This window comes from Rickettsia sp. MEAM1 (Bemisia tabaci), from assembly GCF_002285905.1.
Lineage (GTDB): Bacteria > Pseudomonadota > Alphaproteobacteria > Rickettsiales > Rickettsiaceae > Rickettsia.
The window spans coordinates 956,723-972,578 of record NZ_CP016305.1 but is presented as its reverse complement, the minus strand read 5'-3'; the positions used below and the strand labels follow the sequence as shown (position 1 = coordinate 972,578).

Below are 15,856 nucleotides of genomic sequence, written 5' to 3'. Positions count from 1 at the left end.
TAATAACTTTAGTATTATCCGTTGAGAAAAAAGCGGATAATACTATCTTTAGTCAGTATAACAAGACTCTATATTTTTTTTAATTAATAGCTGAATTTTGACGAAGCAATCTCAGGAATATATTTCCTTATGAGATTGCTTTTTAACCTTAAGCATTTTCTTCGTCAAGTTTTGCTGCTACTTTATGCATTTTATCCATAAAGAAACCTGTTCCTGCAGGTACTAAACGCCCAACTATAACATTCTCTTTCAGTCCTCGTAGCTTATCAACCTTACCAGCAATAGCAGCTTCAGTTAAAACCCTAGTAGTTTCTTGGAATGATGCAGCAGATATAAATGATCTAGTTTGCAGAGAAGATTTAGTAATACCTTGTAATATTAACTGAGCATCAGCAGGTCTTAAACCATTCTTAATTGCTTTTTCATTTACTTCGTCAAATTCACGTCGATCTATCTTCTCACCTACTAATAATGTAGTACCGCCTGAGTCTGTTATTTCTACTTTCTGTAACATCTGACGAATAATTACTTCTATGTGCTTATCATCAATTTTTACCCCTTGTAGACGATAAACAGCCTGAACCTCTTTAACAATATAGCTTGCAAGAAGCTCTACACCCATCACTTTTAAAATATCCTGAAGTACTGGATTACCATCAATTAATAAGTCACCTTTCTTAACAAAGTCTCCCTCATTAACCACAACATACTTACCTTTTGGCACCATATACTCAAGACCCATTGAACCGTCAACTGGATGTATAATAATACGTCTCTTAGACTTATAATCTTTACCAAACTCTACTCTCCCATCTATCTCAGCAATCACTGCATGATCTTTTGGACGTCTTGCTTCGAAAAGCTCAGCTACTCTTGGTAAACCACCAGTAATATCCTTAGTAGTAGTTGACTCTTTAGGAATACGTGCAATTATATCACCTACTGATATTTGCACCCCATCTTCTACACTTAAAACCGCTCCAACTGGTAAATAATATCTTGCTTCTAAACCATTTGATAACATGATAATTTCACCCTTAGCGTCAAGAAGCTGGATTCGTGGTCTTAGTTCGGCTCCACGTGAATACTGTTTTGATTCAATGATAACTTTGCTTGGAATACCAGTTGCTTCATCAGTTACATCACGAACTGAAATTCCCTCAACCATATCTTTGAATAATACCTTACCAGATTTTTCAGTAATAATAGGTATGGTATATGGATCCCATTCTGCAAGCTTTTGCGTCTTAGTAACCATATCGCCCTCATCAACAAGTAATCTAGCACCATATGGGATTTTACTACGAGCTTTTTCATTGCCGTTATTATCAAGTAATAATAACTCACAGTTACGGCTCATAACAATTTTGCGTTCTTCGGAATTAATAACCACGTTACGGCTAAGAATTTTTACTTTTGCATCATATGAAGCTTCTACAAAAGATACTTCTGCTCCTTTCGTTGCTGCTCCTCCGATGTGGAAAGTTCTCATTGTAAGCTGTGTACCAGGCTCACCGATAGATTGAGCAGCGATCACCCCTATAGCTTCCCCTTCAGAAACTAACGAACCAGTCGCAAGATCTCTACCATAACATATAGCACATATACCGGTGGAACTTTCACAAGTTAATACTGACTTAATCATAATTCTATCTAAACCTGCAGACTCGATTTGCTCTAATTTAGACTCATTAATTAATTCACCTTTGGTAAGAATTAAATCATTAGTTACCGGATGATATATATTAATAGCCGCCGTACGACCTAGAATCATTTCAGCTAAAGGCACTATTACTTCACCACCTTCTATAATACTCTTTACTTCAATACCCTTATCGGTGTTACAATCTTTTTCAGTAATAATACAATCTTGTGCAACATCCACTAATTTTCTTGTTAAGTAACCTGAGCTTGCGGTTTTTAAAGCTGTATCTATTTGTCCTTTACGCATTCCGTTAGCAGAGTTAAAGCATTCAAATACTGTTAATCCTTCCTTAAAGTTAGCGATAATAGGTGTTGGTATAATTTGACCATTTGATTTAGTCATAAGCCCACGCATACCACCAAGCTGTTTAATCTGCTGGAAAGATCCTCTAGCACCTGAAATAGCCATCATATATATAGAGTTTATCTTCTGTTGATTCGAATCATCACTAACAGGTGGTTTAGCAATTTCTTTCATCATGTCATTAGCTACTCTATCAGTACATCTTGACCATGCATCAATTACCTTGTTATATTTTTCGCCGTAAGTAATTAAACCATTTGAATATTGCTGCTCAAATTTCTTAATCTCAAGCTGTGTTTCATCGATATGAACAATTTTAGATTTTGGTACAACCATATCATCCATACCAAAAGAAATGCCTGAAGAATAAGAATATTTGAAACCAAGTTTCATCAACTGATCAGCAAAAATTACTGTAGCTTTTTGACCGCAGTGACGATAGACTAAATCTATTACTAGAGATATATCCTTTTTAGTTAAAGGCTTATTAATAAACTTATATTCTATGTTAGGATTAGAATGCAACAACTCACCAACCATTAATCTTCCATAAGTAGTATCAACTATTACAGGAACTATTTTGCCCTCAGCATTTAACTGATTACGACGATATTTTATCTTAGTATGAATCGTTATAAATTTGTTATATAGAGCATGCTCCATTTCAGTTAGGTCTGAGAACATCATCCCCTCACCTACCTCATGATCAAAAGCAAGCGTTAAATAATATAAGCCGAGTACTATATCTTTATCTGGTACAATAATAGGACGTCCATTAGCAGGGCTTAAGATATTATTAGTAGACATCATAAGTACCCTAGCTTCAAGCTGGGCTTCAATCGATAAAGGAATATGTACAGCCATTTGATCACCGTCAAAGTCCGCATTAAAAGCAGCACAAACAAGCGGGTGAAGCTGTATTGCTTTACCTTCAATTAATAACGGCTCAAATGCCTGAATACCCAAACGGTGCAATGTCGGAGCTCTGTTAAGTAATACAGGGTGTTCTCTTATAACTTCCTCAAGCACATCCCAAACTTCAGGCTTTTCAGCCTCAACCATTCTTTTAGCTGCTTTAATAGTTGTAGCAATACCATATAATTCAAGCTTTGAATAAATGAACGGCTTGAACAATTCTAGAGCCATTTTCTTAGGTAAACCGCACTGATGAAGTTTAAGCTCAGGTCCTACTACGATAACTGAACGTCCTGAGTAGTCTACCCTTTTACCAAGTAAGTTTTGACGGAAACGACCTTGCTTACCTTTCAGCATATCACTTAAGGACTTAAACGGACGCTTATTAGCATTTTTTGCTGCTCTACCGCGGCGTCCGTTATCAAATAACGCATCTACTGCTTCTTGCAGCATTCTTTTTTCATTTCTAACAATTATATCAGGTGCTTTTGACTCTATAAGCTTCTTTAAACGATTATTTCTATTAATTACTCTTCTATATAGCTCATTAAGATCTGAAGTAGCGAATCTTCCGCCATCTAACATAACAAGCGGTCTAAGTTCAGGAGGCATGACCGGCAACACGTTCATAATCATCCATTCTGGCTTATTTTCAGATTCTAAAAAGTCCTCTACTAATTTTAAACGCTTTACTAACTTTTTCTTTTTTACTTCTGAAGTCGTATTTTGTAGTTCTTCGTATAACTCTTGCTTTAATGTTGGGAAATCAAGCTCTTTTAGCATTTGTTGTACTACTTCTGCACCAATAGACGCAGTAAATGCATCTTCCCCGTATTTATCCTTTGCTTTTTGCAGTTCTTCTTCAGTTAAAAGCTCGCCTTTTTGTAGAATAGATAATCCAGGATCAACTACAACATAATTTTCAAAATAAAGAATTTTTTCTATATCTCGCATCGTCATATCAAGAAGCGTACTAATTCTTGAAGGAAGAGACTTTAGAAACCAAATATGAGCAACGGGAGCCGCAAGTTCTATATGCCCCATTCTTTCACGTCTTACTCTAGAAACAGTAACCTCAACACCACACTTTTCACAAGTAATACCGCGGTTTTTCATTCGCTTATACTTGCCGCAAAGACATTCATAATCTTTTACTGGACCAAAAATTCTTGCACAAAATAAACCATCTTTCTCAGGCTTAAAAGTACGATAATTAATAGTTTCAGGTTTTATTACTTCACCAAAAGACCATGAACGTACTTGTTCTGGACTTGCTATATTAATTCTTATCTGATCAAATTGTTGAGTATCACTTAATTGTCCGTAAAAATTTACTACACTCATAAATACTTTTTCCTTAAAATTGCTCTTATATACCTTTGATGCTTCAAGATTTGGTATGCTAAATTACGAGAGTCACTTTTGCTTACGTAGTTTTCTACGTCTTACTTCACCGCTTACTTGCTTCCAAATTTTGAAGTATCTGCATTATACTTCTTTATTAGAGTTGTTGTGTGAGTATACTTCCTTTCTTTCAAGAGCAGCATTATATGCTCCTCCTAATAGAAAATTTTAATAGTTTTATTTAATAATCCTAAGATGTCACTTCAAGTTTTACATTAAGACATAAAGATCTAAATTCTTTTATCATCACGTTAAATGATTCAGGAATACCAGACTCAAAATTATTTTCACCACGCACTATAGAGTCATAAATCTTAATTCTACCATTTACGTCATCTGATTTAACAGTTAACATTTCTTGTAAAGTATAAGCAGCCCCATATGCTTGTAATGCCCAGCATTCCATTTCCCCAAAACGCTGACCACCAAAATGCGATTTTCCTCCAAGAGGTTGCTGAGTCACTAAACTATAAGGACCTATAGAACGAGAGTGAATTTTATTATCTACTAAGTGATGTAGCTTTAATAAATATTTCTGCCCTACAGTTACTAAGCGATCAAAATATTCACCAGTTCTACCATCAATTAGCTTTACTTGCCCTGAAAGATCTTGACCTGCAAGCCTTAGCATATCCTTAACGTCTTCAACCTTTGCACCATCAAATACTGGAGTTGCAAAATATACTCCCTTAGCAGCTTCATTACAGAATGAAATAATTTCCTCTTCAGATTTTTCAAGTATATGGTTAATATTTTCACCATATAGCTCGATTAAAAACTTTTTAATCTTTTCAATACTTACATGGTTAGTTTTATATTCTTCTACTAAACCTGCTATTTTTCTTGCTAGATTCACTGATGCCCAACCAAGATGAGTTTCAAGCACTTGCCCTATATTCATACGAGAAGGAAGACCTAAAGGATTGAGAACAATATCAACTACAGTTCCATCCTCTAAGAATGGCATATCCTCTTCTGGCACAATACGTGAAATAACCCCTTTATTTCCGTGTCTTCCCGCCATCTTATCACCAGGCTGTAATTTATGCTTAGTTGCAATAAATACTTTTACAACTTTTAAAGCACCTTGAGGTAAATCATCTCCACTTTGTAATTTTTCTACTTTAGTAGCAAACCTTTTATTAAGAGCTTCTTTCTTACCATCATAATGACTTTTGAGCTGTTCTATTTCGTTCATTACATTTGCATCTTCAACAGTAAACTGCCAAAGTTGTCCTTTAGATAAACCTTTTAATATTTCGCTTGTAATAGTTTGCCCAGTCTTTACTGTCTTAGGACTATTAATACTTATCTGTCCTACTAAAAGCTTCTCAAGCCAACTAAATACAAAATGCTCGATAATTTCTAATTCATCATCACGGTCTTTTGCTAATTTCTCAATTTGTTGTTTTTCAATAGCAATAGCACGCTGATCTTTTTCAACACCTCGACGAGAGAATACTCTTACTTCTACTACCGTTCCGCTAACCCCGGAAGGAACATGCAGCGATGAATCTTTCACATCAAAAGCTTTTTCTCCAAAAATAGCTCTCAGTAATTTTTCCTCAGGAGTAATAGGTGATTCACTTTTCGGCGTTACTTTCCCTACTAAAATATCACCTGCTTTTACTTCTGCACCTACATAAATTATTCCGACCTCATCAAGATGACGAAGTGCTTCTTCACTTACATTAGGTATATCACGCGTAATTTCTTCAGGACCAAGGCGAGTATCTCTTGCTATGACTTCAAACTCTTCAATATGGACAGAAGTAAATACGTCTTCTTTTACTATTCGCTCTGATATTAAAATTGAATCTTCAAAATTGTATCCATTCCAAGGTAAGAAAGCGACTAAAACGTTTCTGCCTAAAGCAATTTCACCATTATCGGTACTAGGCCCATCAGCTATAATATCATTCTTCTTAACATAATGACCAACCTTAACTAAAGGCTTTTGATTGATACAAGTATTATGGTTAGACTTTTGGAATTTTAATAAGTTATAAATATCAACTGAAGGTGCACTTTCGGTTTTTTGACCAATAGCTCTAATTACAATTCTATTTGAATCTACTTGCTCAACTATACCATCATTTAATGCAAGCACAGATGCTCCAGAATCTTTTGCTACTACTCCCTCAACCCCTGTACCCACAAAAGGTGCATCAGTTTTAATTAAAGGAACCGCTTGCCTTTGCATGTTTGATCCCATTAAAGCACGGTTAGCATCATCATTTTCTAAGAACGGTATAAGAGAAGCTGCAACAGATACAACCTGCATAGGCGTTACATCAATGAAGTCTACTTCATGTGGCTCTACCATTACAAAATTGCCACCTTCAACTCGGCAATTAATAAATTCGCCCTGCAATACTCCATCTTTATCAACCTTAGAATTTGCTTGACCGATCTTATACTTCCCTTCTTCAATAGCTGAAAGATATACTACTTCATCGGTTACATGTCCGTCTTTGACTTTTCTATATGGGCTTTCTATAAAACCATGCTTATTTATTCTAGCATAAGTCGCCATAGAGTTAATTAGTCCGATATTTTGACCTTCAGGTGTTTCAATAGGACAAATACGACCGTAGTGAGTTGGATGCACATCACGCACTTCAAAGCCGGCTCTATCACGACTAAGACCACCAGGACCTAATGCTGATAATCTTCTTTTATGAGTTATTTCAGATAATGGATTTGTTTGATCCATAAATTGAGATAATTGCGAAGTACTGAAAAATTCCTTTACTACTGAAACCAAAATTTTAGAATTCACTAAATCGTGAGGCATTACTGTATCAATATCACCTGCCGACATTCTTTCAATCACTGACTTTTCCATTCGAACAAGACCTATCCTGAATTGATTTTCTATCAATTCACCAACCGATCTAACTCTTCTGTTACCTAAGTGATCAATATCGTCTATAATCCCTTTGCCATCTTTAAGTTCTACTAAAACTCTTAGTATATTTTTTATATCATCTGTAGTTAAAACAGTAGTTTCATCAGAGATATTTAATTCTAACCTTGAATTCATTTTTATTCGACCTACTTCTGAAAGATCATATCTTTCAGGGTCAAAGAATAAATTATAAAATAAACTTTCAGCAGCTTCAATATTAGCAGGTTCGCCAGGTCTTAATACTCTAAAAATATCAAATAATGCTGATTCACGATCCTGGTTTTTATCAGAAAATAAAGTATTTCTTATATATGGACCGGATTGAGGATTAATTACTAGTACGCTAATATTTTTAATTTTCAGATCACTAATTACACTAAGTAACTCAACAGTAACCATTTCGCCGATTTTTGCTAATACTTCACCGTTTTCAGGATCTTTTAAATCCTCAGATAAATATTTACCAATTAAAGCTTCATGAGATACTAAAATATTATTAAGCCCTTCATTATTAAGCCCTTCCCCAGCATATTTTTTAGCTAAACTAGGAGTAATTTTTTGTCCCGCTTTAAGTAAAACATTTCCTGTATCAGCATCTATTAAATCACTTGTTAATCTATGTGCAGTAATATGGCTAGGCATAAATTTAACTGCCCATCCCTTATTTTTAACAACTTTATAATTTACTGAATCATAATAAAATTTTATAATTTCCTCTGTGCTCATGCCAATTGCTTTAAGCAAAGTAGTAGCATAAAGTTTTCTTTTTCTATCTATTCTAAAATAAATAATATCTTTAGTATCAAACTCTAAATCAAGCCATGATCCTCTATATGGAATAACACGTGCAGAATATAAAAGTTTTCTAGAAGAATGAACTTTGCCCTCATCATGATAGAAGAACACCCCAGGTGAGCGATGCATTTGCGATACAACTACTCTTTCTGTACCATTAATGATAAAAGTACCATTTTTAGTCATTAATGGGATGTTACCCATATATACTTGTTGTTCTTTGATACCTTTAATCTCTCGGCTACCAGTATCTTCGTCTATATCCCAAATACTTAACCTTAAGGTTACCTTAAGAGAAGAATCATAACTTAAGCTTCTTTGAGTGCATTCCTCTACATCATATTTTGGATTATCAAATTCATATTTAACGAATTCTAAGTTAGCAATATTAGAAGGATCAGAGATAGGAAAAATTGAATTTAATATAGATTGTAAGCCTTTATTTTTTCTTTCGGAATCTTTTGTATCTAGCTGTAGAAAATTTTTTTCATATGAATTTTTTTGAATCTCAATTAAATTCGGTATATCTGCTACTAAATTTATATGACCAAAATTTTTTCTTACTCTTTTATTATGTGACAAGGGTTGTACTTCAATATTATCCCTTAATGAAACCATATAATCTCCTGACTGATAAAAAATTAACTATCAACATTGAAGTTAATAGTTAAAGAAACTTAAAATAGACTTATTATTAAACTTTATTAACGCAAGCATTATGATAAGATTTTATAAAATCTTGTCTTAATACTGAAAAAACAAGGAAAATAATAGCTTAAGGTGGCTTTTGCTATCATTTTTATACTGTAAATCTTTTTAATATAACTTACGGTAAATCTTCACTTATAATTAAGGACAAGTCTTACTAGAGTCCTAATCTTTTTAGTCGAATTTAAGATTAAATTCTTATCTTAAATCTGCATCATTAACTTTTAATTTTTAATGCTTAGAGTTTAAGTTATTAACGTAAATACGGTTTTACAGTTTCATAACTTAACTACATTAACTAAAATTTTTGTTAAATGAAGATAATTTTGATAAAAATTTTTAATGGTAATTTTTAACTTAGCGTTAACTACTAGAAATTACTAACAAATCACTTTATAAAAAAGTAATTCATTAACAAAATAGCTAAAAGCCTTATTTAAATTTAACTACTAAAATAAGGCTTTTAAAAATTCTAATAAGCAATTTTAAATTTTATATTAACGTAAAAAATTTATTATAAAAATAAAATTACTTTAATTCTACTTTTGCTCCAGCAGCTTCTAATTTGCTTTTAATTTCTTCTGCTTCTGCTTTTTTCACATTACTCTTAATTGGCTTTGGAGCTTCATCAACTAATTTTTTAGCTTCAATTAAGCCAAGACCTGTAATTTCTTTTACAACTTTAATTACTTCCACTTTTTTATCACCACTAGAAGCTAAAACTACTTCAAAATCAGTTTTTTCAGCAGCTGCTTCAGCAGCAGGAGCGGCAGCGGCTGCTACAGCTACAGGTGCTGCTGCAGATACACCCCATTTTTCTTCTAACATTTTTACAAGCTCAGCTGCTTGCATTAATGTTAAAGATGATAATTGTTCTTCAATTTTAGCTAAATCTGCCATAATTTTTTCCTTTTTACTTTTATATATTATTATCTGAATTAATTTTTACTAGCATTTGCTTGTACTACCCTGGCTAAGCTTGAAGACGGTGCTTGTAAAACGCCTGCAATCTTAGTAGCCGGAGCTTGTAATAACCCAACAATTTTACTTCTAAGCTCATTTAATGAAGGTAACTTAGAAAGTTCTTTTATTGAATGTTCATTTAATACTTGTTTATCGACTATACCGCCAACAATCTTAAGATTTTCATTGCTTTTAGCAAAATTAACTACTAATTTTGCCATTTCAACCGGTTCTTTAGAATAAACAATAGCGGTAGGCCCTGAAAATAAGCTTACGATATCATCAAGACCTGCTTTATTTGCTGCTATTTTTGCTAAAGTATTTTTTACAACTTTAAAACCTGCATCCTTAGACTTAAGAGACTCCCTAAGTGAATTGACTTCACTAACAGTTAATCCGTGATAATGAGCAACGATTACAGATGGTGAATCTTTATAAATACTTGCTATTTCTTCTACAACTTCCAGTTTTTCTGATCTTAACACTCTATTAATTCTCCTTGTTACAACACTTGAGATGTTTCTATATTTATCTTAATAACTTATTATTTATTAAGATAGCTATTTTTTTATACTTTATTAGTCTACTTACAAAAATTTAGATTAATATTTGAAGTTTTACTTTAAGCTATATTTATAAAATTTAGTACAAATAAGTTTAATATATATTAGACTTTGCATAAATCAATAAGTTAGATAGCTAAAAAATATAGACTCAAATGTATTAAATTTAGTTTATGCTATACTAGCTAAATCTATTTGTACTGATGCACCCATAGTAGAAGATAAATATATTGCTTTTAAATAACTTCCTTTCACTCCAGTAGGTTTTGCTTTAACTACTGCATCAATAAACGCTTTCAAATTTTTTAATAAATCCTGATCCAGAAAAGATAATTTTCCAAGACCTGCGTGAATTATACCTGCTTTTTCTGCTCTATATTCTACTTGACCACTTTTAGCATTCTTAACAGCACCCTTAATATCTAATGTCACAGTTCTGAGTTTAGGATTCGGCATTAAACCTTTTGGTCCTAAAATTCTTGCAACTGAACCTATAGCTGCCATCATATCGGGAGTAGCTATACATACATCGAAATTGATCTTACCAGCTTTAATTTCATCAATAATATTGCTTGAGCCTACTAAATCTGCACCAGCAGCTTTAGCTTCTTCTTCTCTTTCTTCTTTACAAATAACAGCAACTCTTACAGTCTTACCTGTTCCTGCTGGTAAATTCACTACACCACGTACCATTTGATCAGAATGTCTTGGATCAATTCCAAGCTTCATAACTATTTCTAAGGTTGGATCAAATTTAACATAAGAAGCAGATTTTAATCTCTCAACCGCAGTTGTTAAATTATATAAACTATCCGATCTTACTTTAACGCGTGCTTCTCTTATTTTCTTACCGCCGCTAGATTTTATAGCAACATCTTTGTTATTTGACATAATAATTAATTCCCTACAACTTCAATTCCCATAGATGCCACACTTCCGCAAATAATCTTTGTTGCAGCTTTAATATCTTTTGTATTTAAATCAGGCATTTTTAACTTTGCAATCTCACGGCAATCATCCATAGTGATTTTACCTACCACAGCTTCCTTTTTAGTAGCTCCAGACCCTTTTTTAACTTTAGCATATTTCTTTATAAGATAAGATGCCGGCGGTGTTTTAACTATAAAAGTAAAACTTTTATCTGCATATATAGTAATAACAGTTGGAAGAGGTGTTCCTTTTTCAATACCTTGTGTAACAGCATTAAAAGCTTTACAAAATTCCATGATATTAACTTTTCTTTGTCCAAGCGTTGACCCTATAGGAGGAGCAGCGGTAGCTTCACCAGCATTTACATTCAAGGTAATATAACCTTCTATTTTTTGTGCCATTTACGAATATCCTTCTTTTCTCTCTTAATTATAGCCTTAAATTTTTTTATCTTTAAAGATAATCAAATAATAATTCTATTCATTTATTTACATTAGTCGTTTTTCTTTACTTGAGTAAAGCTCAACTCTATAGGCGTTGCTTTGCCAAATATTGATACTGAAACTTTTAATCTAGCTTTTTCTTGGTCTACTTCTTCTACAGTACCTGTAAAGGTTTCAAAAGGTCCTTCTGTAACAGTTACTATTTCACCGACCTCATATAATTTTGCATCTTTTGCTTCGGTTTCTAATCTAATATTCTGTATTTCGCTTTCCGTAAGAGCTTTTGGAGTAGTTTTACTACCTAAAAAACCTGTTACTCCTGGTATATTTTTTACTAAATGCCAAGATTTATCTGTCATATTCATTTTTATTAGAATATAACTAGGCATTAATTTTTTTTCTACCTTGACGTTTTTACCGCGTTTAACTTCGGAAACACCAAAAACCGGTACTAATATATCATCAAAAAAATCTGACATTTTTTGCTTGCTAATTCTCTCAAGCATCACTCGTTTTATACGATTTTCTGCTCCTGATGCAGTATGTATAACATACCACTTTTTTGTATCTTTTTCAGAATTTGACAATATATCATCTATATTTTGTTCTGCCACAATTTATTCCTTGATAACTTATTTACCGATGTTAAGTAAAATTTGTATTATATTATGTATACCATAATCGAGCACTAAACAAATTAGGCTAAAAACAAAAACCGCTACTATGACTACTAAAGTCGAAGCAGTTAACTCTTTTTTAGTGGGCCAAACTACTTTATAAGCTTCTTGTTTAACTTGTTCAAAAAACTTGTATATTTTATATTCTTTAAACATATTTATAAGTTATTTTATAGTAAAAACCCTATTACTTGTAATGGCAGGAGCGACAGGCATCGAACCCGCAACCTCCGGTTTTGGAGACCGGCGCTCTACCAATTGAGCTACACTCCTATCATATTTTAAATAAAAAATCAACAAAATTTATTGGCAACCTTTTTATTTAAATATAATATTTATAATCTTACTTTACTTTTAAGCTAATAATAAATATTATTTTTTAGCTTAAATAGTATCTGCAACTTGAGTTGGCACTTGATCATAATGATTAAATACCATACTATACTGAGCTCTACCTTGCGATAAAGATCTAAGCGTATTAACATAACCAAACATTTCAGCTAAAGGAACATATGCCTTGATCACTTGAGCATTACCTCTTGGCTCCATACCTTGAACTTGTCCTCTACGACTATTTAGATCACCAATAACATCACCCATATACTCATCTGGTATAATTACCTCAACTTTCATAATAGGTTCAAGTAATTTAGGATTACCTTTAGGCATCCCCTCTCTAAATGCTGCTTTTGCTGCAATTTCAAACGCAAGTACGCTAGAATCCACATCATGGAAAGTACCATCAATTAATGTAGCTTTAAAATCGATCATAGGATAACCTGCAATTACGCCTGTTTCCCTAATGTTATTTAATCCTTTTTCTACACCAGGAATATATTCTTTAGGTACAGCACCACCAACAATTTTACTTTCAAAAATAAAGCTCTTATTTTTATCTTCTTCTTTTAGATCTTTTACATCTTTTAAAGGTTCAAAAATAATTTTTACACGTGCAAATTGACCTGCACCACCTGATTGCTTTTTATGGGTATAATCAATTTCGCAAGCTTTAGTAATTGTTTCACGATACGCAACTTGAGGAGCTCCAATATTTGCTTCAACTTTAAACTCTCTTCTCATACGATCGATGATGATTTCTAAATGAAGCTCACCCATTCCTTTAATAACAGTTTGCCCTGTTTCTTGATCAGTTGAAGTTCTAAATGAAGGATCTTCAGCTGCTAAACGAGAAAGAGCTAGTCCCATTTTTTCTTGATCAACCTTTGACTTAGGCTCTACTGCAAGCTCAATAACTGGCTCAGGGAATTCCATTCTTTCTAGAATTACTTTTTTATCTTCATCTGATAATGTATCACCAGTAGTGGTATCTTTAAGCCCTGCTAATGCTACTATGTCACCTGCTGATGCTTCTTTTACATCCTCACGGTTATTAGCATGCATTAATAGCATTCTACCTATTTTCTCTCTTTTATTCTTTACAGTATTAATAACAGTTGTTCCGGAAGTAATCTTACCTGAATACACTCTAATAAAAGTTAATGAACCAACAAATGGATCATTCATAATTTTAAATGCTAAGGCAGAAAATGGCTCAGAAACAGAAATAGGGAAATCTTTTTCTTCACCTGTACTGACTTCAACGCCTTTTACTGTAGCAATGTCAATAGGTGATGGTAAATAATCTACTACAGCATCTAGTAGAGGCTGTACGCCTTTATTTTTAAATGCACTACCACATAAAACTGGATAAAAAGCTGCCGTAATAGTACCTTTTCTAATTAATTTCTTAATTTCTTCTTCAGTTACTTCTTCACCAGACAAATATTTTTCCATGATTTTATCGTCTAGCTCAACAATCATATCAAGCAAATTAGCACGATATTCTTCTGCTTTTGCTTTCATGTCATCAGGAATTTCTTGATAAGAATACTCAGCACCTAAAGACTCGTCTTTCCAAACTACTGCTTGCATTTTAACAAGATCAACAACTCCTTTGAAATTTTCTTCAATACCTATAGGCAACTGAATAACTAAAGGTTTTGCTCCTAAACGATCCTTGATCATGTCAACGCATCTATAAAAGTCTGCTCCCATTCTATCCATTTTATTGACAAAACACATTCTAGGAACATTATATTTATCAGCTTGTCTCCATACTGTTTCAGATTGAGGTTCAACACCTGCAACGCCGTCAAATACTGCAACAGCACCATCAAGAACACGTAAAGAACGCTCTACTTCAATTGTAAAGTCAACGTGTCCAGGAGTATCAATAATATTAATTTGTTTATCTTGCCATCTACAAGTAGTAGCAGCTGAGGTAATTGTTATACCACGTTCTTGCTCCTGCTCCATCCAGTCCATGGTAGCACCGCCCTCATGAACTTCACCTATTTTATGGGATTTACCTGTATAATATAGAATACGTTCTGTAGTAGTAGTTTTACCTGCATCAATATGAGCACATATACCGATATTACGGATATTTTCAAGCTTTTTACTCATATTTAGTTACCCTGCTTTGTTTTTTTAGGGCTAAAGTGTGAGAAAGCTTTATTAGCTTCAGCCATTTTATGAGTGTCTTCTTTCTTCTTAATAGCAACACCTCTATTATTTGAAGCTTCAAATAATTCTTCAGCGAGTTTATCAATCATCATTTTTTCAGAACGTTTTGTTGCCGCTGTAATAATCCAACGAGATGCAAGAGCATAGCCTCTTCTTTCATCAACCAGAGTTGGAACTTGATAATTAGCTCCTCCTACTCTTACAGAAGTTACTTCCAAATATGGCTTTACATTATTCATAGCATTGCTGAAAGTCTGATATGGATCAGCTTTATGTTTCTTTTCAATTTTATCGAAAGCAGAATAAACTATTTTTTCTGCGAGAGCTTTTTTTCCCTCTTTCATAATATTATTGATAAACCTAGAAAGTAAAACACTGTTATACTTCATATTAGGTAAAATTACTCGCTTTTCTGCGGCGTGACGACGTGACATTTGACTTTTTCTCTCTAACTAATAATTATTTTTTTATAGCTACAACTTGTTTACGAGGAGCACCATAACGTGAACGACCTTGTTTACGCCCTTTAACTCCGGCAATATCATAAGCACCGAGTACCACGTGATATTTTACCCCTGGAAGATCAGGAACCTGCCCGCCTCTTACTAATACTCTATCGTGCTCTTTCACACTATGCTTTTCACCAGGAATATAAACATTTACTGTTCTTTTATTACTTAAACGCACAGTTGCTACTTTACGAAGAGCTGAGTTAGGCTTTTTAGGAGTAACAGTTTTTACTACTAAACAAACTCCACTTTTAAAAGGATTAGCCTCTAACGCAGGAGATTTAGTTTTACGAACTTTTGATTTTCTTCCAAAACGTACTAATTGATTATATGTTGGCATTAAAAAAACACTCCAAAAAAACTTACAAGTACCACAGAGATTTCAAAAGTTGGAAGTCAAATAAGCGGTGAGACTGCACAGCGTACAAATAGTACGTGAGCAAAGACGAATCCCGAAATTTGACGTACTAAATCTTGAAATATCAAAGGTACATAGGATGATTA

General features: G+C 33.4%; 11 protein-coding genes, 1 tRNA gene and 1 pseudogene. 1 reads left to right on the top strand and 12 read right to left on the bottom strand.

The window, feature by feature from the left end:
- Nucleotides 1-148: 148 nt before the first annotated feature.
- From rpoC to rpsL, 12 genes are all read right to left on the bottom strand, one after another.
- Nucleotides 149-4,267 carry a DNA-directed RNA polymerase subunit beta' gene (gene rpoC / locus BA173_RS05155; protein WP_016947642.1) on the bottom strand — a complete coding sequence of 1,373 codons (4,119 nt, stop codon included), beginning with the start codon at nucleotides 4,265-4,267 and terminating at the stop codon, nucleotides 149-151.
- A 250-nt stretch (nucleotides 4,268-4,517) separates the two neighbouring features.
- On the bottom strand, nucleotides 4,518-8,651 hold the full coding sequence (rpoB, locus tag BA173_RS05150) for a DNA-directed RNA polymerase subunit beta (protein WP_068041180.1): 4,134 nt from the start codon (nucleotides 8,649-8,651) through the stop codon (nucleotides 4,518-4,520).
- 618 nt (nucleotides 8,652-9,269) lie between these two features.
- Nucleotides 9,270-9,641 carry a 50S ribosomal protein L7/L12 gene (gene rplL, locus BA173_RS05145; RefSeq protein WP_011477813.1) on the bottom strand — a complete coding sequence of 124 codons (372 nt, stop codon included), beginning with the start codon at nucleotides 9,639-9,641 and terminating at the stop codon, nucleotides 9,270-9,272.
- 38 nt (nucleotides 9,642-9,679) lie between these two features.
- Nucleotides 9,680-10,189, bottom strand: a complete 510-nt coding sequence (rplJ, locus tag BA173_RS05140; protein WP_016948109.1) for a 50S ribosomal protein L10 — start codon at nucleotides 10,187-10,189, stop codon at nucleotides 9,680-9,682.
- A 249-nt stretch (nucleotides 10,190-10,438) separates the two neighbouring features.
- Nucleotides 10,439-11,158, bottom strand: coding sequence for a 50S ribosomal protein L1 (gene rplA / locus BA173_RS05135; RefSeq protein WP_016948110.1), 720 nt, complete (start codon nucleotides 11,156-11,158; stop codon nucleotides 10,439-10,441).
- A gap of 5 nt (nucleotides 11,159-11,163) precedes the next feature.
- The gene (rplK, locus tag BA173_RS05130; protein ID WP_016948111.1) at nucleotides 11,164-11,598 is read right to left on the bottom strand and encodes a 50S ribosomal protein L11; all 435 of its coding nucleotides are present in this window, start codon (nucleotides 11,596-11,598) and stop codon (nucleotides 11,164-11,166) included.
- A gap of 92 nt (nucleotides 11,599-11,690) precedes the next feature.
- Nucleotides 11,691-12,254 carry a transcription termination/antitermination protein NusG gene (gene nusG, locus BA173_RS05125; protein ID WP_016948112.1) on the bottom strand — a complete coding sequence of 188 codons (564 nt, stop codon included), beginning with the start codon at nucleotides 12,252-12,254 and terminating at the stop codon, nucleotides 11,691-11,693.
- Nucleotides 12,255-12,272: 18 nt separating this feature from the next.
- The gene (secE, locus tag BA173_RS05120) at nucleotides 12,273-12,473 is read right to left on the bottom strand and encodes a preprotein translocase subunit SecE (protein ID WP_011477818.1); all 201 of its coding nucleotides are present in this window, start codon (nucleotides 12,471-12,473) and stop codon (nucleotides 12,273-12,275) included.
- A 41-nt stretch (nucleotides 12,474-12,514) separates the two neighbouring features.
- Nucleotides 12,515-12,590, bottom strand: a tRNA-Trp gene (locus tag BA173_RS05115).
- 111 nt (nucleotides 12,591-12,701) lie between these two features.
- Nucleotides 12,702-14,783: an elongation factor G gene (gene fusA, locus BA173_RS05110; RefSeq protein WP_016948113.1), complete on the bottom strand. Its 2,082-nt coding sequence runs from the start codon at nucleotides 14,781-14,783 to the stop codon at nucleotides 12,702-12,704.
- 2 nt (nucleotides 14,784-14,785) lie between these two features.
- Entirely contained in the window at nucleotides 14,786-15,277 is a 492-nt protein-coding gene (rpsG, locus tag BA173_RS05105; protein WP_016948114.1) for a 30S ribosomal protein S7, read from the bottom strand.
- A gap of 25 nt (nucleotides 15,278-15,302) precedes the next feature.
- Nucleotides 15,303-15,692 carry a 30S ribosomal protein S12 gene (gene rpsL / locus BA173_RS05100; protein ID WP_016948115.1) on the bottom strand — a complete coding sequence of 130 codons (390 nt, stop codon included), beginning with the start codon at nucleotides 15,690-15,692 and terminating at the stop codon, nucleotides 15,303-15,305.
- Nucleotides 15,693-15,722: 30 nt separating this feature from the next.
- Here rpsL and BA173_RS07925 point away from each other — a divergent pair.
- Nucleotides 15,723-15,843: pseudogene (locus BA173_RS07925) on the top strand (palindromic element RPE5 domain-containing protein); the annotation flags it as partial.
- Between the last annotated feature and the right edge of the window lie 13 nt (nucleotides 15,844-15,856).

Coding starts and splice junctions, on each gene's coding strand:
- rpoC (WP_016947642.1), bottom strand. CDS start 4,267: ATGAGTGTAGTAAATTTTTACGGACAATTAAGTGATACTCAACAATTT.
- rplK (WP_016948111.1), bottom strand. CDS start 11,598: ATGGCACAAAAAATAGAAGGTTATATTACCTTGAATGTAAATGCTGGT.
- secE (WP_011477818.1), bottom strand. CDS start 12,473: ATGTTTAAAGAATATAAAATATACAAGTTTTTTGAACAAGTTAAACAA.
- rpsL (WP_016948115.1), bottom strand. CDS start 15,692: ATGCCAACATATAATCAATTAGTACGTTTTGGAAGAAAATCAAAAGTT.
- rpsG (WP_016948114.1), bottom strand. CDS start 15,277: ATGTCACGTCGTCACGCCGCAGAAAAGCGAGTAATTTTACCTAATATG.
- rpoB (WP_068041180.1), bottom strand. CDS start 8,651: ATGGTTTCATTAAGGGATAATATTGAAGTACAACCCTTGTCACATAAT.
- rplA (WP_016948110.1), bottom strand. CDS start 11,158: ATGTCAAATAACAAAGATGTTGCTATAAAATCTAGCGGCGGTAAGAAA.
- fusA (WP_016948113.1), bottom strand. CDS start 14,783: ATGAGTAAAAAGCTTGAAAATATCCGTAATATCGGTATATGTGCTCAT.
- rplL (WP_011477813.1), bottom strand. CDS start 9,641: ATGGCAGATTTAGCTAAAATTGAAGAACAATTATCATCTTTAACATTA.